General features: G+C 62.3%; 14 protein-coding genes and 2 pseudogenes. 14 read left to right on the forward strand and 2 right to left on the reverse strand.

Going from position 1 to position 21,601, the window contains the following annotated elements; translation table 11 throughout:
- Positions 1 to 211: 211 nt before the first annotated feature.
- From WS68_RS10710 to pgaD, 7 genes are all read left to right on the forward strand, one after another.
- Complete coding sequence (locus WS68_RS10710) at positions 212 to 817, forward strand: ANTAR domain-containing response regulator (RefSeq protein ID WP_059570813.1); 606 nt, start codon at positions 212 to 214, stop codon at positions 815 to 817.
- 13 nt (positions 818 to 830) lie between these two features.
- Positions 831 to 1,910 (forward strand): CmpA/NrtA family ABC transporter substrate-binding protein, encoded by a 1,080-nt coding sequence (locus tag WS68_RS10715; protein ID WP_059570763.1) that lies wholly within the window; start codon positions 831 to 833, stop codon positions 1,908 to 1,910.
- Positions 1,911 to 2,362: 452 nt separating this feature from the next.
- The gene (locus WS68_RS27540) at positions 2,363 to 2,554 is read left to right on the forward strand and encodes a hypothetical protein (protein ID WP_156429453.1); all 192 of its coding nucleotides are present in this window, start codon (positions 2,363 to 2,365) and stop codon (positions 2,552 to 2,554) included.
- A 183-nt stretch (positions 2,555 to 2,737) separates the two neighbouring features.
- On the forward strand, positions 2,738 to 4,816 hold the full coding sequence (gene pgaA, locus WS68_RS10720; protein WP_197419577.1) for a poly-beta-1,6 N-acetyl-D-glucosamine export porin PgaA: 2,079 nt from the start codon (positions 2,738 to 2,740) through the stop codon (positions 4,814 to 4,816).
- Positions 4,817 to 4,819: 3 nt separating this feature from the next.
- On the forward strand, positions 4,820 to 6,724 hold the full coding sequence (pgaB, locus tag WS68_RS10725) for a poly-beta-1,6-N-acetyl-D-glucosamine N-deacetylase PgaB (protein ID WP_082709947.1): 1,905 nt from the start codon (positions 4,820 to 4,822) through the stop codon (positions 6,722 to 6,724).
- Between the two features lie 9 nt (positions 6,725 to 6,733).
- Positions 6,734 to 7,981 (forward strand): poly-beta-1,6-N-acetyl-D-glucosamine synthase, encoded by a 1,248-nt coding sequence (gene pgaC, locus WS68_RS10730; RefSeq protein ID WP_059570765.1) that lies wholly within the window; start codon positions 6,734 to 6,736, stop codon positions 7,979 to 7,981.
- The gene (gene pgaD, locus WS68_RS10735; RefSeq protein WP_059570766.1) at positions 7,978 to 8,454 is read left to right on the forward strand and encodes a poly-beta-1,6-N-acetyl-D-glucosamine biosynthesis protein PgaD; all 477 of its coding nucleotides are present in this window, start codon (positions 7,978 to 7,980) and stop codon (positions 8,452 to 8,454) included. Before pgaC ends, pgaD begins: the two co-directional genes overlap by 4 nt.
- 182 nt (positions 8,455 to 8,636) lie before the next feature.
- Here the strand turns inward: pgaD and WS68_RS28875 are convergent, their stop codons facing one another.
- Complete coding sequence (locus WS68_RS28875; RefSeq protein ID WP_231752987.1) at positions 8,637 to 8,774, reverse strand: hypothetical protein; 138 nt, start codon at positions 8,772 to 8,774, stop codon at positions 8,637 to 8,639.
- Between the two features lie 544 nt (positions 8,775 to 9,318).
- On the opposite strand from WS68_RS28875, the gene WS68_RS29590 reads away from it, so the two are divergent.
- From WS68_RS29590 to WS68_RS28880, 3 genes are read left to right on the forward strand one after another with little or no spacing between them, the layout of a single operon-like run.
- Positions 9,319 to 9,891: an acyl carrier protein gene (locus tag WS68_RS29590; protein WP_442857157.1), complete on the forward strand. Its 573-nt coding sequence runs from the start codon at positions 9,319 to 9,321 to the stop codon at positions 9,889 to 9,891.
- A 9-nt stretch (positions 9,892 to 9,900) separates the two neighbouring features.
- On the forward strand, positions 9,901 to 11,373 hold the full coding sequence (locus WS68_RS10745) for an AMP-binding protein (protein WP_059570816.1): 1,473 nt from the start codon (positions 9,901 to 9,903) through the stop codon (positions 11,371 to 11,373).
- Between the two features lie 55 nt (positions 11,374 to 11,428).
- Positions 11,429 to 11,587 (forward strand): hypothetical protein, encoded by a 159-nt coding sequence (locus WS68_RS28880; protein ID WP_231752988.1) that lies wholly within the window; start codon positions 11,429 to 11,431, stop codon positions 11,585 to 11,587.
- A 604-nt stretch (positions 11,588 to 12,191) separates the two neighbouring features.
- Here the strand turns inward: WS68_RS28880 and WS68_RS29260 are convergent.
- Positions 12,192 to 13,373 carry a GGDEF domain-containing protein gene (locus WS68_RS29260; RefSeq protein ID WP_059570769.1) on the reverse strand — a complete coding sequence of 394 codons (1,182 nt, stop codon included), beginning with the start codon at positions 13,371 to 13,373 and terminating at the stop codon, positions 12,192 to 12,194.
- A 632-nt stretch (positions 13,374 to 14,005) separates the two neighbouring features.
- Between WS68_RS29260 and WS68_RS10755 the strand changes: the two are divergent.
- The 4 genes and pseudogenes from WS68_RS10755 to WS68_RS10780 all read left to right on the forward strand — a co-directional run.
- Positions 14,006 to 16,120 (forward strand): annotated as a pseudogene (locus WS68_RS10755) (hypothetical protein); the annotation flags it as partial.
- A gap of 827 nt (positions 16,121 to 16,947) precedes the next feature.
- Positions 16,948 to 19,743: a hypothetical protein gene (locus WS68_RS27545; protein WP_156429454.1), complete on the forward strand. Its 2,796-nt coding sequence runs from the start codon at positions 16,948 to 16,950 to the stop codon at positions 19,741 to 19,743.
- A gap of 49 nt (positions 19,744 to 19,792) precedes the next feature.
- Positions 19,793 to 20,089: pseudogene (locus tag WS68_RS10775) on the forward strand (hypothetical protein); the annotation flags it as partial.
- 322 nt (positions 20,090 to 20,411) lie between these two features.
- Positions 20,412 to 20,900 (forward strand): VirK family protein, encoded by a 489-nt coding sequence (locus tag WS68_RS10780; protein WP_082709949.1) that lies wholly within the window; start codon positions 20,412 to 20,414, stop codon positions 20,898 to 20,900.
- The last annotated feature ends 701 nt before the right edge of the window (positions 20,901 to 21,601 follow it).

The following is a 21,601-nucleotide window of genomic DNA, read 5'->3' on the forward strand; positions in this document are numbered from 1 at the left end:
CGCGCGCCTTCCGGCACGCCCGCATGCCTGCCCGCGCGCGATCCCGAGCCCGCGCGCGCACCGGTCCCGGCCGCGGCATGATCCGCCCGGCACAGCGCGCGGCCCCCATTGCCGGCACCGGCTCGTGCGCGCGCGCCGCGGCGGCACGCGCGCCAGCCGTTCTTCCCTGCGCGCGCGCCGCGACGCCGCGCCCGCCTCTTGCGCCAGCCCGATGGAATTGACCGACTCGACCGACCGCTCCGCCCGGTTGCGCGTGCTGCTCGTCACCGACACCGACAAGCCGCTCGGCGAGCTGCGCGACGCGCTCGCGCGCATCGGCTACGAGATGCTCGACGAAGTCGCCACGCCCGCGCGGCTGCCCGCCGCCATCGAAAAGGAACGCCCGGACGTCGTGATCATCGATACCGAATCGCCGTCGCGCGACACGCTGGAGCAGCTTGCGGTCATGAACGCCACCGCGCCGCGGCCCGTGCTGATGTTCAGCCACGACGCCGATCAGCAACTGATCCGCGCGGCAGTCGGCGCGGGAGTCAGCGCGTATCTGGTCGAAGGCTTGTCGGCCGAGCGGCTCGCGCCGATTCTCGAAGTCGCGCTCGCGCGCTTCTCGCATGACGTGCGCTTGCGCCAGCGGCTTACGGAGGTCGAACGCGAGCTTGCCGAGCGCAAGCTGATCGACCGCGCCAAGCGCATGCTGATGGAGCACCGCCGGCTGTCCGAGCAGCAAGCTTACGCGACGCTTCGGCGCAGCGCGATGAACCAAGGCATCCGGATCGTCGACGCGGCGCGCCTGCTGCTTGCCGACCACCCGCCAACTTGAAGGTGTGACCCGCATGAATACCCGCCATTTCGATGCACCGGAGCGACGCCATCTGCGCATCGGTTTCGTCGCGCTCTGCGACGCGGCGCCGCTTATCGCCGCGCGGCATCTGGCGCTCGGCGAGCGCTACGGCATCACGCTGGAGCTGTGCCGGCAGCCGTCGTGGGCGAGCATCCGCGATAAGCTGCTGTCGGGAGAACTCGACGCCGCGCACACGCTGTACGGCCTCGTGTACGGCGTGCAGCTAGGTATCGGCGGGCCGCGCGCCGACATGGCCGTGCTGATGGTGCTCAACCGCAACGGCCAGGCAATCACGTTCTCGAACCGGCTTGCCGACGCGTATCAGTCACCGCCCGTCGCGCCGGGCGCTGGGCCGCACCAGCCGGACAAGCTGCGCGCCGCGCTCGCCACGCTCGGGCGCAAGCCCGTGTTCGCGCAAACCTTCCCGACCGGCACGCATGCGATGTGGCTGTATCACTGGCTCGCGGCGCGCGGTGTCGATCCGATGCGCGATATCCGCAGCATCGTGATTCCGCCGCCGGAGATGGTCGATGCGCTCGCGTCCGGCGAACTGGACGGGCTGTGCGTCGGCGAGCCGTGGAACGCTGTTGCCGACGCATGCGGCGTGGGCCGCACCGTCGCGGCGACCAGCGAGGTCTGGCTCGATCACCCGGAAAAGGCGCTCGCGTGCCGGCGCGAGTTCGCATCGCTGTATCCGAACACGGCGCGCGCGCTCGTGCGCGCGCTGCTCGACGCATGCGCATGGCTCGACGAGCCCGACCATCGCGCGCTTGCGGCCGAATGGCTAGCCGCGCCGGATGCGATCGGCGTGCCGGTTGCGCAAATCGCACCGCGGCTGCTCGGCGATTACGGCCAGGGGCCATTCGCGCAACCGCCTGCGCCGATCCGCTTTCACGATCACGGCACGGTAAACCGGCCGCTCGCGAGCGACGGGCTGTGGTTTCTGTCGCAATACCGGCGCTGGCGGATGCTGGACGGGCCAGCCGACGAAGCGGCAATCGCGGCGGGCGTCGCGCACACCGCGCTGTACGACGAAGCCGCCACCGCCTGGCGCGCGACGCCGCCCCAATGACGCCGCCGCCCTGCCGGCATTCGGAATCGCCCGGCAGCCATTCGAAGCGATACTCAAATTCCGCTATTCCGGAATACCACATCGCTTATTTTGATTTTTAATTGCGCCCGCGCTTAATTAAGCACAATCAACCGTGACGTAAAACGTTTGGCATGAAAAACGGACTCGATCCAGGCAAACGTTTTACATCGATTCACCGTTGATCATTTAACAGTCTTTGAAGTTAAATGATGAGATATTTCGGCATAGTTTCACCCTCATAAACGCAGCACGGCGTGGTTTCGGCTCGAAGCCACGCAGAATCACCGGGCGCTCGGCATATCGATATCCGAGCGAGCCGTCAAAAATAAATCGGTACTCGTTGCGGGCCGGCGCGACACGGCAACACACGCGCCGGCCCGGTATCGACCACACGCTAAAAAATCAAGATTGATCGACCAGGAATTTCGGGGATGTTTGAAAATACCTTACTCGCGTTTCGCATCGGAAATCAAAATGCCGGTTTAGCATCGGCCGCCCGCCAATCTGCGATCGCATTACCTCTTGAATCCGATTATCCCGGTTTGCATTCGGCTGCCGGATTGACTGAACCTGAAAATCCACACCGGCACGCCACCGATTTCGTCCGCCACCGTCGCCGATGACACCGCTTCATCGCTTTCGCTAAACCGCATCGACGCCGGATTTACCGGGATTTCACCTCCGGCGCGGCGTCGAATTGCGAATTCCTTTCTCGCGAAAATCCCAAAGCTCGCCCATAGCGGGCGCATCCGGTTCGTCCGATGACAGCGGAACCGTGCGCGCGCATGCCGGGCTGGAAGCCTGTTATGTCGACATTTACTTTGTCCCCCCGCGCCGGCGCCGCGCGGCGGCGTCTTGCATCGCTCATCGGCCTGGCGCTCGCGTGCGCGATGCCAAGTGCGCACGCGAGCGCGTCCACCGATGCCGGCACGCGCGCGCAGCAACTCGCCGATGCGCGAAGCCGGCTCGCCGCGCATCGACGCGTCGATGCGCTCGCGCTTTGCGAAGATATCCTGCAGCGTTGGCCGAATGATCCGGACGCGCTGCGTCTGCGCGTGCGCGCGCTATCCGAGCTGGGCGCTGCCGCGCAAGCCCTGTATTGGGCGCAACAACTGCGTGCGCCGCTGCCGGACGCGGACCTCGCCGCACTGCAGGCCGATCTGGCCGCGCACCAGACGCGCTGGGCGCGCACGATGCCGGCCGATCCGAATCAGCCTTACGCGCAAAGCGATCGCGCCGTCGCCACGCTCGACGACGCGTGCGAACGCTACCGCGCTTGCGCCGGGCTTCGCCGCCGCCTCGACGCCGATCGCCTGGTTTCGACGAGCGAAGCGGCCCGCGGCGCCGAGACCATGGAAGGCTATCGGGCGATGCAGCTGGCCGGCGAGCCGTTGCCGCCCTATGCCGAGATCGCCGTGGCCGACGCGTTGATGCAGCAGCGGCAGCCGGAACAGGCGATCCCGCTGTACGAGGCCGGCATCGCGGGCCACCCCGGCCCGTATGCCGACGACGAAGGCGATCCGCACATCTCGCTGGCATACGCGTACCTCGAAGCGTGGCGCGCGCGCGACGCGCTGGCGCTCGCGGATCGCACGGCCGCCGGCACGCCGGCCTGGCTGCCGCCTGTGGCCGGCCTCGAACCGCGCCCCAACCCGCACAAGACCAGCGCCGATATCGCCGCCGCCGTGCTGCGCGACAACGTCTGGCTGCACCGCGACGCCTGGCAGCGCCTGCAAGCGCTGCGCGCCGAGGCGCCGGCCAACGTGGCGCTGTGGCGCAACCTCGCATACGTCGAGCGCATGCGCGGCTGGCCGCGCCGTTCCGAGGCAACCGCCGTCGGCGCGGCCGGGCTCGATCCGGAAGACACCGGCACGCGGCTCGAGGCAATCGACGACTGGCGCGAACTCAACGATTTCGCGCGCGTCGAGCCCGCGCTGCGCGATCTGGAGCAGATCATCCCGCGCGAGCAGCGCGTGCAACTCACGCGTCAAGCGTGGGATAGGCAGCGCGGCTGGCAATTCGACATCGATCACTACAACGGCAAAGGCGGCAAATCGACCTACGGCGACTATGACAACGAAACCGAGGCCGTGCTGCAAAGCCCGCTGCTGTACAACCATTGGCGCGTGGCCGGCATCGCGCGGCTCGCCGGCGGCTCGCTCGACGAGGGCGGCCGCGCCCAGCGCTACCGGCTCGGCGCGGGCGTGCGCGGCTACGCGCGCGGCTTCGAAGCCTATCTGCAAGCGCTGCCCGGCATCGGCCAGACTCGCGGCGTCGCGCTCGAATCGGGCTTCAAATGGTCGCCGAGCGATCACTGGACCTTCGGCGCCGACTGGAGCACCAAGGGCGACGCTCACGTGCCGCTGCGCGCGAGCGCGTTCGGCATCACGGCCCACAGCTACGACGCGAGCGCTCAATGGCGCGCGAGCGAATTGACGCGCGCGGGCATCGCCGCGTCGTATGACCGCTTCAGCGACGGCAACCGCCGCTACGGCTGGCAAGCCGATCTGACGCAACGGCTCTACACCGCGCGCTACTTCACGGTGGACGGCGGCGCGCAGCTCGGCCTGTCGCACAACCGCCTGACCGACGTTCCCTATTACAGCCCCGCGCAAGCGCGCTGGGCCATGCTGACCGGACGGATCGACCATATGCTCTATCAACGCAACGAACACGACTGGCGGCACAGCCTCGATGCCGCCATCGGCCCCTACAACGAGCGCGGCCACGGCACCGGCTGGGCGGCCAGCGTGCGCTACGGGCAGAACTTTCAGCCGCGCGGCGGCCTGAGCTTCGGCTGGGGCGTGGGCTGGACCAGCCAGCCTTACGACGGCAAGCGCGAATCGCGCGTGATGCTCGACCTCACCATGCACTGGGGGCAATGAGCGATGCGCCGTCTGCTTTTTCTGATCCTGCTGCTATGGCTCGCCGCAAGCGCCGCGCGCGCGGCCGACCGCCTCGACGCGCTGAGCGGCCCGCTGCGCGCGCGCGCCGCGCCCCCGCCGCTCATCGTGCTGACCTATCACGACGTGCTCGACGACGTGCGCGACGCGCCGCGCAAGGACGAGATCCCGGTGAGCACCGATCATCTGATCGCCCACTTCGAATGGCTGCGCGCAAACGGCTTTCACATGGTCAGCCTCGACGACGTGCTCGCCGCCGAGCGCGGCGAACGCCCGCTGCCGGACAAAGCCGTGCTGCTGAGCTTCGACGACGGCCTCGCCAGCGCGTACAGCCGTGTGTACCCGCTGCTGCGCGCGTACCGCTACCCGGCGCTGTTCGCGCTCGAAGGCTCGTGGATCGACCTGCCGCCCGGCAAGACTTTCGACTACAACGGCAAGCCATGCGGCCGCGAATGCTTCGTGACCTGGAGCCAGGTGCGCGAGATGCAGGCGTCGGGCCTGATCGAATTCGCGTCGCACACCTACGACCTGCATCGCGGCATCGTCGGCAATCCGCAACGCAATCTGCTGCCGGCTGCCGTGCATCTGCTCTACGATCCCGCGCACGGCTACGAAACGCCCGGCGCGTACCGCGAGCGCATCCGCGCCGACCTCGCGCGCAGCGCCGACGAGATCGCGCGCGAGACCGGCCGCCGGCCGCGCGCGATCGTCTGGCCATACGGCGACTACAACCCGATCACCGAAGAAGAGGCGGCCAAGCTCGGCATGACCGTCTCGCTGAGCCTGGACGACGCCAGTGCCCAACTCAAGCCCGGCGTCACCGTGCCGCGCCTGCTGATCGCCGGCAACATGGGCGTAGACGGGCTCGCGACGCTGATCTACGAGCAACGCAAGGTGCAGCCGCAACGCATCGTGCAGGTGGACCTCGACTACGTGTACGACCCCGATCCCGCGCAGCAGGAGCAAAACCTGTCGGCGCTGCTCGATCGCATCAAACGAATGAAGCCGAGCCAGGTATGGCTGCAAGCCTATGCCGATCCGGACGGCGACGGCGTTGCCGATGCGCTGTATTTCCCGAACCGCCATCTGCCGATGCGCGCCGACCTGTTCTCGCGTGTCGCGTGGCAGTTGAGCACGCGCTGCAACGTGCAGGTATATGCATGGATGCCGGTGCTCGCGCTGCGCGTGGCGCACGCGCAGCCTCTGCCCACGCTCGGCCGCCCGGGCGATCCGAGCGACCGCGATCACTACCGGCTCGCGCCGTGGTCGCCCGACGTGCGCCGCGTGATCGGCGACGTCTACGAGGATCTCGCGATGCACGCGTTCTTCGACGGCCTGCTGTTCTCCGACGACGCGTACCTGCGCGACACCGATTCGCTCGGCCCGCTTGCCGGCAGCACGCCCGCGCAGCGCACGCAATATCTGATCGACTTCACGAAGGAGTTGACCACACGCGCGTCGCGCTGGCGCGCGCCGCTGAAGACCGCGCGCAATCTCTACGCGCGGCCGGTGCTCGAGCCGCGCGCCGAGGCGTGGTTCGCACAGAGCCTGCCGGCATTCAACGCCGCCTACGACTACACCGCGCTGATGGCGATGCCGCAACTCGACGGCGAGCCGCCAGCCGACGCCTGGTTGCGCCGCCTCGTCGACGCGGTGGCCGCGCATCCCGGCGGCCTCGAGCGCACGCTGTTCGAGCTGGCCGCGGTGGACTGGCGCCACGGCCACCAGCCGGTGCCGGCCGAGGCGCTCGGCGCACGCATGCGCGTGCTGCAGGAGCAAGGCGCGCGGCACGTCGGCTACTACCCCGACGATTTCATTCGAAACCAGCCGCCGCTGGAGGCGATCCGGCCGTTCGTCTCGAGCGCCGAGCACCCGTATCCGGAACGCTGAGGAGACCCCATGGACGAACTGATCCCGTTGATGCTCGGGTATGCGTTTTACTATCCGCTCGTGATGTCGCTCGTCTGGCTGAGCGGCAGCCTCATCTACTATTTCCGCTGGGAACGCAACGAGCCGCCGCGCGTCGAGCCGCCGCCGCTCGCCAGCTATCCGTTCGTGACGCTCGTGGTGCCTTGCCACAACGAAGGCGAGCAGGTGCGCGAGACCATCGCGTATCTCGACGCGCAGCGCTATCCGGATTTCGAGATCGTCGCCGTCAACGACGGCTCCACCGACGACACCGGCGCGCAGCTCGACGCGCTGCTCGCCGACTACCCGCGCCTGCGCGTGATCCACTTCGCCGCCAACCAGGGCAAGGCGATGGGCTTGCGCATGGCCGCGATGGCCGCGCGCGGCGAGTATCTGGTCTGCGTCGACGGCGACGCGCTGCTCGACGAATACGCGACGCACTGGCTGATGCGCCACATGACGAGCGGGCCGCGAGTGGGCGCGGTCACCGGCAATCCGCGCATCCGCAACCGCTCGACGCTGCTCGGCAAGCTGCAGGTCGGCGAATTCTCGTCGATCATCGGCCTCATCAAGCGCGCGCAGCGCGTCTACGGACGGCTCTTTACCGTCTCCGGCGTGATCGCGTGCTTTCGCAAGAGCGCGCTGCACGACGTCGGCTACTGGAGCACCGACATGGTCACCGAGGACATCGACATCAGCTGGCGCCTGCAAATGCGCCATTGGGACATCCGCTACGAGCCGAACGCGCTGTGCTGGATCCTGATGCCGGAAACGCTGCGCGGCCTGTGGCGGCAGCGGCTGCGCTGGGCGCAAGGCGGCGTCGAGGTGATCCTGCGCTACACGGCGGGCCTCTGCCGCTGGCGCGCGCGCCGTAAGTGGCCGGTCGCGATCGAATACATGCTCAGCCTGATCTGGGCCTACGTGATGTTCGGCATCATCGTGCTGTGGCTGCTCGGCCTCGTACTGCCCATGCCCGACGCGCTGTACGTGCGCACACTGCTGCCGCAATGGCATGGCGTCGTGCTGGGGCTCGTGTGCCTGCTCCAGTTCGGCGTCAGCGCGCTGATCGACCGGCGCTACGAAACGCGCATGGGCCGCAACTACTACTGGATGATCTGGTATCCGCTCGCGTACTGGCTGCTCAATACGCTGACCACCGTGGTTGCGCTGCCGAAGGCGCTGATGAAGCGCAAAGGCACGCGCGCGGTATGGGTCAGCCCGGACCGGGGGGTGCGATGAAAGCCGATGTCATCGTGATTCAACGGCCGGAGCGGCAACCGAAAGCGCAGCGCTATCTGTTCGCGTTCGCCACGGCGTCCGCGTGGATCGCGTGGAGCTGGCTGTGGCTGCCGCTCGTCACACTTGCGGCGTGGGGCTTCGGCCTGCGCAACGGCTACGTGCAGCTCGTGATGCTCAAGCACGGCATGGGCGCGCGCGATCTGCTGATCGTCGTGGCAATCGGCCTCGCATGCGTGATGCTGTCGCTTGCCTGGTCCGGCTACAACCTGTTGCGCTACGGCAAGCTCGATCGGCGCCGCAACCGGCCCGTCGCCGATCGGCTCGCGATGGCCTGCGCGTTGAACGTGCTGCCGCCGACCGCCATCGAAATGCACCGCGCGCAACGGATCGTGCTGGAGTTCCGGCACGACGGCAGCGTGTCGCATCGGCACGAACGGCTACCGAGCGCCGCGCTTGCGCAGTCTGCGCGGTAAATGCGCCCGGGCGGCACGGCAAGCATCCGGTGCGCCTGCATGCGCCGGATGCGCGCGGCGCCCGCCGCTGAAATGCATAGCGCAATGACCGGTAGGCCCAGCCGCTTTGCGCCGGACGCTTCGCCTTCCCGCCGATGCCCGTTCACGGGGCCGTCACATCCGGGCCGCCTCACATCCCCACCTCACATCCCCGCCTCATGCCCGCCTCGCCGACCGGCCGGCGCGATCGCCATGCCGGCGACAGCGAAGCGCCAGCGGCCCGTGCTCACCAGCCGGGCCAGCGCGCCACCGCCTGGCGCGGCGTCGGAATTTGCCAACATGCGGACGCCGGACTACAAATGCGTTCTTTTAAACATCCCGCTTCCAGATAATCACCTCTTATTGCGCGAGACAGTTACCTCTCGCAATCATTTCCAATATCAAACGTTTTACCTCTAAAAATAAAACTTTTATCGCAAACGTTTAACCGGATTTCGCCGCCATTTGTTTGACAGTTTTTAAAATTCGCCTTTACATTTTTTCGGCATAGTTGCACCCGCATAAAAACAGCACGACGACGCCGTAAAAACCGCTCGGAACGGCCGGACGATCAGCCGATTCACGGCATCGGCTCGAATCGGTCCATCAATAAGCGCGCTCGCGACAACGTGGGCGCGGCACGCGCACTGGCCGGCGAGCCTGCGCGTGGTGATCTAGGAGATGTCGGAGGATGCGTTGTCCGCGCCGCCCGATACGCCGACTGTCATGAGATCCGCCGCCACCGCGCGAGCGCCGGGCATCACGCCCGGCGCAGCCGCCCGCCCCTCGACCGCGCCTGCCGATACGCCGCGTCCCCGCCTATTCCTGTCGAACTGAACTCCGGCAATGCTATTCAACTCCTTCGTCTTCCTCACCCTGTTCCTGCCAGTCTCGCGCGCCGGCTATTACGCGGCCAGCGCGCGCGGCGGCGATCTGGGTATGCGCCGCGTCGGCCGTCTTTTATGGCGCGTGGAGTCCCGCGCTCATCGGCCTGCTCTCGATGCCGATCGCATTCAACTACGCGATGAGCCGCGCGATCCTGAAATCCGCCGCGCACGGCTGGCTCGCATGGCGAGCCCTCATGGCGCTGGAGCGTGGCCGCGCTTGCGCTGCTGTTCGTCTGCACCGCGCAACTGCGCGGCCAAGTGCGTTTCCCGTATTTCCAATTCTGAAGGAGCCCCGATGATTTCCACTCCCCTTGCGCTCACCGACGTGAAACCGCTCGTCGAATCGATCGTGCTGCGCCACGTCGAACCCGATACGCCGCTCATCGAATTCGGCCTGGTCAATTCCGTGCTGGCCGTCGAGATCGTGCTGCGCGTGGACGCCGAGTTCGGCGTGCAGGTGCCCGCGACCGAAATTGCCGAACATCTCGCGAGCGTACACACCCTGGCCGTCTTCATTGCCGACAACCGATAGGTGACCGACATGCGTTTCGATCTGCTCACTCGCTGCTTCGTCGAACGTACACACGACGGCAAACACCCTGCCGTCGTCGGCGACGACCGCACCCTGACCTGGCGCGCGCTCGCCGACGAAGCCGAAGCCTGGTGCGCGGCCGCCGAGGCCGCCGGTTTCTCGCCCGATACGCCCGTGATCGTGCGCGGACACAAGGAAGCGTCGTTCTTCGTCGCGATCACGGGCGCGCTGATGCTCGGTACGCCGTTCGTGCCGCTCGATACCCTCTATCCCGGCGAGCGCATGCGCAGCATCGCCCGCACGCTCGACGCGCATGTCTATTACGACGCGCGCAGCCGCACGTTCAAGCAGATCGAAGCCGCCGCCGTCAACACGCCACCGCCACGCGCGCTGCCTGAAAAAGGGCTGGCATACGTGCTTTTCACGTCCGGCACGACGGGGGAACCCAAAGGCGTGCAGATCGGCCTCGAAAGCGTCGATGCGCTCGCGAACTGGATAGCCGCGGATTTCGCGCTCGGCCCGGCCCCCGTTTTCATGAACCAGGCGCCGTTCAGTTTCGATCTATCGATGTACGAAGTATTCGGCACGCTGTCGCTTGGCGGCACGATCGTATTGATGTCGCGCGCCGCAAGCGCGCCCGGCGCGGCATTCGTCGAGCGGCTCGCGCGCGAGCGAATCGACACGTGGGTGTCGACGCCGTCGTTCGCTCAGCAGCAGTTGATCGAATCCACTTTCAACGGTACGTCGCTGCCCAAGCTGCGCACGTTCCTGTTCTGCGGCGAAGTGCTGCCCGTGCCGCTCGCGCGGCGGCTTCGCGAGCGGTTCGCGCACGCGCGCATCATCAACACTTACGGGCCGACCGAAGCGACCGTCGCGACCACCTGGATCGTCGTCGACGACGCGCTGCTGGACGCGCATCCCCAGCGTTTGCCGATCGGCCGCGCGCGCCCGAACGGCGAAGTGTTCGTCGACGGCGGCGAGCTATGCATCGCGGGGCCGCACGTGATGCGAGGCTACCTGAACCGGGACGACTTGAACGCCACACGGATGTTCGAGCACCACGGCATGCGCGCGTTGCGCACCGGCGACCTCGGCAGCATGCGCGACGATGGGCTGCTATTCTGCGACGGCCGCATCGACGACCAGGTGAAGCTCGACGAATACCGGATCGAGCTGGGCGAGATCGACGCGGCGTTCGGCACGCTGCCGACCGCGCCGCGCGCCGCCGCGGTCGCGCTGCGGCGGCCGGACGGCGCGGTCGCGCGGATCGTTGCATTCGTCGAAACCGGCTCGCACGACGCGCTGCCGGCGCTCGTCGCGTCCGACTGGAAGGCGCGGCTCGCCGAGCGGCTGCCGCCCTATATGATTCCGTCCGAACTGATCGCGTGCCGCGCGCTGCCCGTCACCGTCAACCTCAAGATCGACCGGGCCCGGCTCGCCGATGAATACCGGCATGCGCAACTCGATCGCCCCGGCCGATAACGCCCGCCGCTGATCCACGCGAACGCGGCGCGCGCATCCGGCCGCCGCCGCGCTCGTGCTGCTGCTCGCGATCGGCAATGCCGCCTGCGCGCGTGCCAGCCGCATCGCCCTGCCGCCTTCGCCAACCCAACCGCCGCCGTTGCACGGCGCGCCGCTCGTTCAAGGCATCGTCTGGCAGCCCGACGATTCGCACGCCAACCCGCGCGGCGACTGAGACACGCTCAGCGTCGCCGATCTGCTCGTCCAGTGGAGCGCCGTCGCCGGCGCGGAGCCGCCCACCGTCGCCCGATTGCCCCACCGGAGTCGCGCGCAAGTATGCCGACGCGCTGGCGGCAACGCTCGGCACGCCGCGCGTGCGCAACATCGCCGAGACATTCCGGACCTTGCCGAACGGTGCGCCGCGCGCCGCCACCGCAGCGGAATTGCAGCCGCAGCTCGAAGCGTATCGTGGCTATCCGGCATATCTATTCGACGGCCCGCATTACGTGCCGCCGGGTGTGGCGCGCGCTGGCCGAGCGCCGCCCCGCAGCGGCCGCTGACGCGCGCGGACCACGTTCAGGCACGCGCCAACACGGTGACTAGCGGCGGTTGGCAAAGGTAACCGGCAGCAATCCGGGCGGCATGCCAAACATGCAAACGCAGACGCGGTGCTCGGGCCGAACGGTTCAGCTTGCCGGACCGCGTCATACCCGCTCAACGGCGGTTCGGCCAAGACGGCGGCTGCCGGAAACCGGGCGATTGACGCTTTCACACTGACGCTTTCACACAACCGCAGCCCATCATTAGCAACCTGCGGCGCCCACCAGCGTGCGCAACCGTCACACCGCGTCGACCGGACGCGCGTCCGCTTGCTCGGCGACGACCCGATTGCGCCCGCCCCGCTTCGCGTCGTACAGCAACACGTCGCCGCGCGCGAGCAGCATCGCTACCGTCTCGGCGCGCCGATGCTCGACGACGCCCGCGCTCACCGTCACGCTCAAGCCTCGCGCGGGCCCGTCGAAATGCGCCGCTTCGAGTGCCGCGCGCACTCGCTCCGCTATTGCGCATCCGCCATCGCGGCCGGTGTGCGGCAACAGGATCGCGAACTCCTCGCCGCCGATGCGCCCAACCACATCGCCTGGCCGCACCATATCGCGCAACAGCCGGCCGAACCGGCGCAGCACGGCATCGCCGGCCGCATGCCCATATCTGTCGTTGATGGATTTGAAATGGTCGACGTCGAACAGGATAAGCGCGAGCGGACGGCTGCGCGGGCTCGCCAGATGCCGCGACGCATGCCGCTCGAACGCACGCCGGCTCATCGTTTCGGTCAACGGATCAAAATCGCGCTCGGTGACGAGATGCTGAATCATGTCCGCCACGCCCGCCGCGATCAAAACCATTCCCAATACTCCGCCCAGCAATGCGAGCGACACTTGCAGCGCGATCCAGAACGTACTCTGCCCGAATTGCTCGGGGCTGTGAGGCAACGCACGGGTGATGGTCAGCGGCGTTCTGATGAGAAAACTCAGGCCGAACAGCAGCAGGCTGCCGGTCAGCACGTGATTGATCGTGCGGCCTTTGCCGCGCGCCCAGATACGGGCGACCGCAGCGAGCGTCATCAGGCCCGCGCTGTAGTTCAGCAGATAGATTCGCGCGATCAAGTTCGGCACGCCGTAGCTGAAATACGCAATGCCGGCCAGCACACCTGCCAGCACGCCCGCGTGCGTCGCGCGCCGAAAATGCAGGCCCCATCGGCGCACGACACCCTCCGCGAGCGCCTGGATGCTCGCAACGTAAAAGGCAGCCGAAACGAGCGCACTCGGCCGCCACGCTTCCGGCATATGCAGGATTTGTGAAGTCACGCCGCACGCGAACAAAAAAAATGACAACGCCAGCAAGATGAGATAACGCAGCTTGCGCTCGAACAGCCAGGTCCCGACGAAGCCGCACGCGAACAGCAGCGATACGCCAGGCACGATGAGCTGGAGAACCTGATTAGGCGTGATATGAGCGGGCATGTGCCTGGTCGTCGCTGCGCGATGGCGGCATGGCACAGGCGAGCCAACAATCACGGCCCCGTTCTCGCGACATGGCCGAGCGCCGTCCCACCCGCCGGCAAATTGCGGCAAGCGGGCAAAACGACGTTCGAGCGCCCCGATCGAGCACGGTCTACCGTGTGGCGATTCCCCCGCGCGCATGCAGCGTCAGTTACGCGTCCCGGCGCTTTCGCACGATGCAATACGAAAGATTGGCCGATAAACGCGCAATGAAGCTTGTATTGAAAGCAACCCCGTAAATTTAATCGAAGCCCTGGATTCGGCTGCGCGAACCGCGAAAACGCCGCTATAAAGAAGCGTGCGGCCTGCCCAACCACCATGGCTTGCTATATCAACGCGGGCGATTATATCCCGTAAAAACAAACGATTCAGCACGTCGAGGAAATATCGCATCGGCCTGCGCGCGGCGGCACGGCAGCGTGGCGTCCTCGGCCAATTCCCGCCCTCCAAATGTGCGTCTCGCCACACACGTGCACGAGACAATCGCATGCGGATTGGTTTAGCATCGGGTGGCGCTGACGCATCGACGCGTCCAGTGCAGCTTGCGCAACCGCTGCGCGCTGCATCACGCGCGCATAAAAAATGGAGGAGAGATGAGGGCACGTATCGCAATCACGGACGTCTTGACCCATTTAGTACTCGCTATTTTCGTCGTCTTTCTGACGAGTTGCTCCGGCGACGACGATAATGCACCGTCGCAAACCGGCGGCGGCAATGCGAGCAGTTCCGCCCTCGCATTCAGGCTCGATCGCGGCGGACAAATCAATGCGTTCTACCGGCAAGACAAGGTGGCCGCGCACTTGCTAATGCGCTCGTCGACCAAGCCTCGGCTGCTCGTCATCTTTCCGGCGGGCAACAGCGGTACCGGCCTCTGGTTCGACGACACGCCGCAGCCCGTCAATTGGAGCCAGGACGCGCCGATTGTCGCCGCGCAAATGCGGGACTCGGCCGGCCGGCCGCTATACGGCATCCGCGCCGACGTATCCGCCGACGTGAGCAGTCTGTCGATCAAGCAGGCACTGCTGAGTTCCGTGCGCTTCCTGCGCGACTACAACGGCGGCGCGGCAGTGCCGTCCGATATCGTCGTACAGCCGGCCGTGTCGGGCAACGCAGTGACTTGGCAGCGCAATCGCGTCGACGGCGCGCCGGGATACGCGCTACGGATCACGCTGCTGAGCGGCGGCACGATGACCTCCGACAACACCGGCAAGCTGACGTTGCGAACGCTGAACAGCACGCAACCGATGCGCGTGCGCATCGAGGCATTCACCGGCGAGACGCCATTGCGGCCGATCACCCGCCCAGATCTGTTCACGTCATCGGTCAACCCCGATGCGCTAAACCAAAATGTGTTCGAATTCCTGAGTTTCCAGGACAAGCTGCTGGCGGGCTCGTGGCAGTACGACACCTACTTCGGCCGCGACACGCTGATCTCAGTGCGCATGCTGATGCCCGTGTTGCAGCCCGACGTGATCGAAGCCGGACTGAGCTCGGTGCTGAGCCGCCTGTCGCCGGACGGCAAGGTCGCGCACGAGGAAGGCATCGGCGAATTCGCGCTGATCGACAACCGCAAGCACGGCCGCCCGAACGATCCGACGCCGACCTATGACTACAAGATGATCGACGGCGACTACATGCTCGCGCCGATCATGGCGGACTGGCTCATCGACGATCCGCGCGGTCAGGCGCGCGCGGCCGCGTATCTCGCGCAAAAGGGCAGCGACGGCGTCGCGAACGGCCAGCGCTTCGTCGCCAACCTGCTGCGCGTTGCGTCCACCGCGCAGCCATTTGCGCAGCAGCCCGTGGCAACGAATCTGATCCGGCTGCGCCCCGGCGAAATCGTCGGCAACTGGCGCGACAGCACTGATGGTCTGGGCGGCGGCGTGTACCCGTATGACGTCAACGTCGCGCTCGTGCCGGCTGCACTGCGCGCCACGAGCCGCTTCCTGGAGCGCGGGCTGCTCGATCCGTATCTGAGCGGCGATCAACGCGCGACGCTCGCCGGCGCGGCGACCGAAGCCGCCGCCTGGGAAGCCGGCGCACCCGCGTTCTTCCGCGTCGCGCTCACGCCCGCCGACGCGAGCGCGAAACTCGCCGCGTATGCACCGCAGGCAGGCGTGCCGGCCGGCTCGCTGCCCACCGCCCCGCTGTCGTTCGACGCGGTTTCGCTCGACGAACAAGGCACGCCGATTCCGATCATGAACTCGGATGGCGGCTTCACGCTGCTGTTCGGCACGCCACCCGCGGATCAGCTCACGCATATCGTCACCGATGTGATGCGCCCGTTCCCGGCCGGACTCGTAACCGACGCCGGCCTGCTGATCGCCAATCCTGCTTATGCGAGCCAAGCGCTGTGGTCGCGCTTCACGAGTTCGGCGTACCACGGCACGGTGGTCTGGTCGTGGCAGCAGGCGATGTGGATTGCGGGCCTCGATCGCCAGCTTGCACGCACCGACTTGCCCGATAACGTGCGCGCGCTGCTCAGCCAAGCGCGCCAACAGATCTGGCAGGTCATCACGAACGCGAACGACATGCGCTCGACCGAAATGTGGTCGTGGTCGTATGTGAACGGCCAATACCGGACCGAAGCGTTCGGCACCCGCAGCGCCGACGCAACCGAGGCCAACGCCGCGCAGCTCTGGAGCACGACCTATCTGGCGATTCAGAGCCCGAAGCTGCGCTCGGGCCAATATTGGTGGAACATCCGACACTGATCGTCGGCGGGGCCGCTTCGCGATACGCGCGGCGGCCCGCCGCGATCGGTATGTCGAGCGCCGTCGAATATCGGCGGCCGCAGTTGATGCGATCGATACAAACCGTCTTTCGAATCCGCTCGAGCCGCACACTGCGACATTTCGCAAGCGATCGCCCCTTTTCGTTGCCATTCGAGCCCGCACGCGGCGATCTGTCTATATTTCCAACGGCTTTTACTGACTACGCAGGCAGAGGCCGCTTCGTGCCTGACGATTAGAAAATCAAAGCCGCGGGCGAATCCGCATTCGGGGGAATTCAACGTCGGCAGCCGAAGCAGGCTGCTTCGCGACAAGCATGGCGGCCGGCCAACGAGCACGCCGAGCAAATTCGGTCGGGCGTTTGATACCCGGCATGGATAGCGACATGATTCATCTGCGCTCTATCGAAAACAGATGCGACGAACGGTCATTGTGTAAACGGTTATTTCCACACAGTTACCGGTAAAATTGACAATTTTAATTCGGCATTTATTCAATCCTACACCTTTTACAAAGTCAGGTATGAAATCTCTTGTTTCCATGACCATACATTCGGCAGACAGGCAAAAATACTCACTTCAATTCCGTTCTATATCAGCATAATCAGCTTCACTTTCACCATGCCGAATAATTCTTCTATTTCTCAACCTAATATATCAGTTACATCGAACTCGGGCAACATTCAGCAAAACTCTTCCTCCACATCGCCTCCCTTGCAATCCGAAGCAAGCCCAACCAGTATTACCTCGTCACCGAAATTGACCCCAATCTTAGCTCAACTCCATCAACGCGACTCATACGACATGGAAGAGCGAAGTATTTCTCCAATATCCGAGCTAAGCCTGGATCTCGATATGCCATTTTCAGATATCGACCCAGATGCACAAGAAAATATAATCCAAGAAATCATGGCCGAATGTTTTCCTCGATCAACAAGATGCTCCATCTCATTGAGCCCCTCCATGACAGCAGGAGAGACCGATATATATGGCCACGATTTCGGCGATAGCGAGGAATTGCCTCAAATAAATCAATGCGCCAAAGATGCGACTCTTGAAGAAGTTGAAGATATCAACCAAGCCTCTCCCATATCCAATCTGACTCAAAATCAAAATGCCACCAATGCACAATATAAAAAACAATCATCTATTTTAGTAAATCCCGCATCGATCGCCACGATCAAAATCCTGCGCCTTGCCAGCGAAAGCGTAGGAACTGGACCCGGCAAGATAGAGCGCCAGCATTTTGAAGTGAAACATGGCTTGTCGCCTGGAAGCTTACAAAATTTCATCAATGCCGATGGCACTTTAACCAGGTTTGCGAATCATTTAGCTTATCCCTCTCCTCAACAAAAAATTACCCCCGAGATAATTCGGCAAGCAAAGTCCATACTAAAAAATAGCAATAAAAAAATTTCCGAGATTGCACATGGATTTGGTTTTCGGCCGAGTCATTTTTATAATTTACTAAAAAAAAGCATCCTATCTCCAACTAGCACGCAAATACCTTCAATCCACAAAAAAAATCACACGCCACAACCGCTCACACCAGATTTTCTTAAACTTGCAGTTCAAAGCATCGGCATTGCTCCCGAAAAAATAAATCAAATCGATTTTTGCAGCATACACAATATTCCACTTGGCATATTAAAAAAATATATAACCGTAGAAGGCACCCTTACTTGCGCCGGACAAGCAAAGCTTGAAGAAAGCATGAGCAATGAAACAGAAAAACAGCGCGCCATCAAGGAAGCTTCATTAAGGCTAGCCAAGCCAGGGCAATGGAATTTTCCTTATGCGGATTTGCTTTTTGCGCATTCATTTAAAACATTTTCTCAAATTTGGGAGATACGATTCGACGTCAAAACACCCGAATATTCTCACAGCATTGGCAGCCCGTATTCTCCATATGCCGGGGCATTGATTCTTGAGAAAGATCACTACAGTGTTCAGGTTGACGGCCATCATTACGATACCCCACCAGACGGAGACTGTGCATTCCACGCATTAAACATACTGGACATATATAACAAAGGAAAGCAACTTAACCAATATATTATCAACCCCCAACGCCCGGATGGCATTTCCCCTTTAAGCATTCCGGCTGATGACACAATAATAAAAAATGCAATCAGAGAAATTCGTCATATTGCTTGTGGCTATGCCATTCGCAATATTGATGAAATAGCGCTTGCAATACCGGATCAACCGACGCAGGAAGCCAGCGATCCTTCCCTGCCTATTGCCCCGCTTTCCCCTCCGGTCAACGTGGCTACCATTCAAGTTGCTCGCCCATCTGAGTCGAGCGCTTTACCTGCTTGTCCACATTATTCCCCCATTTCAGACGACAACGAGTATCCGCCGGAGTTCTACCCATCCTCGTCCTATCTAGGTTATCTGACTATCTTGGACGATTGGTCATGTCCGCCAGAGTTGAGCTCACTGTCGGCCTCATCTATCTCAGTAGAAAAGATAAATCCATTAGAGTCAGGCGCATCGTCGGCCGACTCACACGACTTGCCTGTCGTAGTGGAGGAGTCGCGCCCTTCATCTTCAGGAAAAGCGCCACTCTCATTTCAGCAACTCGGAACAGGATTCAACCAAAGAACGCCTGCAGAAGACGGGGCCCAGCATGGCATCAGCGGCGCAGCGACTCACCAAACTCCAGGCAAAGCCATTTCAATTCGAAAAAAACAAAACAAAACTCCAAAAAATCGTACTATAAACGCCAAAGTACTCAACCTAGCTCGCAGCACCATAGCAGGCAATTCGAAAAATATTCCATTATTCGCAAAAGAACATGGATTTACAGAAAATGCACTCCGAGCTTACATATCGAACGATGGATTAACCCTCGCCGGCGAACAAATGTTGGCGAAGGAAAACAACAAAAATGCACTTAATCCTATCACATTCGAATTAGTTAAACTCGCCTCGAAAAATATCAACGACAATGGTATGAGCCGAGATGATTTCGCTCGAAGTTACAGAATTTCCTCTCAACTTTTGAAAAACTATCTAAAGGCAGATGGCACTCTTACCCGTAGAGGCGAACATGTTTTCAGAAATCAAAAATCTTTGTTTCACAAACGCGTCCCATTAACACCGATAGCCGATAGACTGATAGCCGTGAAAGAAGCCGCACTACAGTTAATGAAATTTGGAGAATGGAACTTTCCTCATGCAGACTTACTCTTCGCACACTCGTTCAAAATGTTTGCATTGGACCATAATATGCAATTCGATATCCGAACCCCCGAATATTCTCAGCGTATTGGCAAACCGAGTGCCCCATATATCGGAGCATTGATTTTGCAGCAGAATCATTATGGCGTACAGATTGGTGACCGCTGCTATGATGTTCCTGCTGACGGGGATTGTGCATTCCATGCCCTGAACATCTTACGCCTGCACAACGAGGGACGGAATTTTGGAGATTACATTCTCGGGCCTCAGCGTCCGGATGGTGTTATTCCGTTGAATGTTCCCCCCAACAATACGACGATCAAGTTAGCCATTGGCGGCCTGCGCTATGTGGTTGCCGAACATGCGATGCGGCACACGAATGAAATCGCAAATGCTATGGTTCAAAGTGAATGATCGCGGCAGCGCCATCATCCAACATCGTAGCCATGCCAACCACTCTAGATGGATAGCTGGCCTCGTGAGCAAGCTTGCGCGCACCGACTTGCCCGATAACGTGCGCGCGCTGCTTGACCAAGCGCGGCAACAGATCTGGCAGGTCATCACGGACGCGAACGACATGCGCTCGACCGAAATGTGGTCGTGGTCGTATGCGAACAGTCAATACCGGACCGAAGCATTCGACACCTGCAGCGCCGATACAACCGAAGCCAACGCCGCGCAACTCTGGAGCGCAACCTATCTGGCGATTCAGAGCCCAAAACTGCAGGCAGATAAATATGGGTGGGGCATCCAGCATTGATTGCCAACTGAGGCCACCGCGCGACACGCGCGGCGGTCTGTCGGGTTGGGACGTGACATATCGCACGCCCCTCGCGCATTGACGCACTGCACGGCCGACGCGCACCAGGTATTTGATGCCAACGTAGGCTCGAACCCAGGGCAAACCCCGGCCTGCAAAGTTTCGCAAGCAACACAGCCATTTCGCAGCCGCTCGAATTTCGTTGCCTCGGCCTGTCAATACTTTCACTGCCCTTGCCCCGATTGCGGCGGGCACAAAGAGCGGCGGCGGCCCAGCATCTTCCGTTTGCCGAAGATTTTTTGCAAATTCGAGGTGAAAAATCATGAGACAAAAGCTAATGATCGCCGCTGCCTATGGCGCCTGCCTGTTCGGTTCTTCGCTGGCCGCGGCACAGCAGCAAATACCTCAATATCAGCAGTTGCGTAATCAATTGCTTGCGGGCATAGCCGTCACATCGCTGTTCTACCCCAATCAGTGCAGCCTGAGCGGTAAGCCTGAAGCGGCCGCCGAAAGGCCGAATCTGCTCGGCGGACTCAAGATTCAGGAATTCATGGTGATCCCGCAGAATGACGGCGAGCGCATTGCATACTCCAGCCGGCATTTCACGATCAAACCCGACGGTACGCCGACCATCGAATTCATTCAATATCAAGCGATGTCCAACGGCAACGCGGCCGTCAGCGTACAGACACTTTCGCCCACCACCTATCAACCGCTGCCCGGCAACGCCACGTCGGTCGTCTATCAATGCACGCTAGGGAAAGGGCTGCGCTTTTCTTCCGATCTGATAGAAAAATCGAATCCACATTAAAAAGAACCGTCTGAGCGATCGCGCCAGCATGGATTGTGATGAACGCTCCCGCGACGCACCGCGAAAAATAGCGAAACGACACTATCGCGCCAGCCGGATCTGAACAGCCTGCGCAAAGCGGCAGGTCGTCGAAGCAAAGGCCACGTCAGGCGAAGGATGCTCTGGGCCGATATTGGAAATTGACATCGCGGACAAGCCGGCATGCGAAGAATTTCAGCGTCGGCTAACGGTCATGCGCGCCTCGCCACGAACGCCGAGGCGCGCCGGCTGTGCCAGGCGCACTCTGCCCAACAGCGAATATCGAGGCCATTTAGCGCATCGCTCAGCAGGCACTGCCCTCTACGATAAACAAATACGACGATACAGCATTTCGCAAAAGGACAAGTAATTTCGCCATCATTCGATTTCTTTCATTTCAGCAGTTCAATAATAGTTACATGCCTTCACAATTTACATCCATCATGCACACTTATAAAATAGTCCGCAACCATGAGAATTAATGAATCGTAAATACTGCCTTGGCACAATCATTTTATTTCGAATGTTCATAAGATATTATGGAATTCCAAAAAATCCCTCGTCACAAAAATCGATAGATTTCCAACCATCGACTCCATCGCTGCTAAAGGTACTTGCTCCGGTTACTTCGATCGCAGGGGATCACATCGACAGCTGGAGAATGTGGATCGCGGCTTTATTTC

Origin of the sequence: Burkholderia sp. TSV86, assembly GCF_001522865.1 — a bacterium.
In the GTDB taxonomy this organism is placed as follows: Bacteria; Pseudomonadota; Gammaproteobacteria; order Burkholderiales; family Burkholderiaceae; genus Burkholderia.

What these genes read in the sequence shown, in the direction of transcription:
- pgaA (WP_197419577.1), top strand. Translation starts at nt 2,738, where the DNA reads ATGTCGACATTTACTTTGTCCCCCCGCGCCGGCGCCGCGCGGCGGCGT.
- WS68_RS10780 (WP_082709949.1), top strand. Translation starts at nt 20,412, where the DNA reads ATGAGACAAAAGCTAATGATCGCCGCTGCCTATGGCGCCTGCCTGTTC.
- WS68_RS10715 (WP_059570763.1), top strand. Translation starts at nt 831, where the DNA reads ATGAATACCCGCCATTTCGATGCACCGGAGCGACGCCATCTGCGCATC.
- WS68_RS28875 (WP_231752987.1), bottom strand. Translation starts at nt 8,774, where the DNA reads ATGTTGGCAAATTCCGACGCCGCGCCAGGCGGTGGCGCGCTGGCCCGG.
- WS68_RS29590 (WP_442857157.1), top strand. Translation starts at nt 9,319, where the DNA reads ATGCTATTCAACTCCTTCGTCTTCCTCACCCTGTTCCTGCCAGTCTCG.
- pgaD (WP_059570766.1), top strand. Translation starts at nt 7,978, where the DNA reads ATGAAAGCCGATGTCATCGTGATTCAACGGCCGGAGCGGCAACCGAAA.
- WS68_RS10745 (WP_059570816.1), top strand. Translation starts at nt 9,901, where the DNA reads ATGCGTTTCGATCTGCTCACTCGCTGCTTCGTCGAACGTACACACGAC.
- pgaB (WP_082709947.1), top strand. Translation starts at nt 4,820, where the DNA reads ATGCGCCGTCTGCTTTTTCTGATCCTGCTGCTATGGCTCGCCGCAAGC.
- WS68_RS29260 (WP_059570769.1), bottom strand. Translation starts at nt 13,373, where the DNA reads ATGCCCGCTCATATCACGCCTAATCAGGTTCTCCAGCTCATCGTGCCT.
- pgaC (WP_059570765.1), top strand. Translation starts at nt 6,734, where the DNA reads ATGGACGAACTGATCCCGTTGATGCTCGGGTATGCGTTTTACTATCCG.
- WS68_RS27540 (WP_156429453.1), top strand. Translation starts at nt 2,363, where the DNA reads ATGTTTGAAAATACCTTACTCGCGTTTCGCATCGGAAATCAAAATGCC.
- WS68_RS10710 (WP_059570813.1), top strand. Translation starts at nt 212, where the DNA reads ATGGAATTGACCGACTCGACCGACCGCTCCGCCCGGTTGCGCGTGCTG.
- WS68_RS27545 (WP_156429454.1), top strand. Translation starts at nt 16,948, where the DNA reads ATGGAAGAGCGAAGTATTTCTCCAATATCCGAGCTAAGCCTGGATCTC.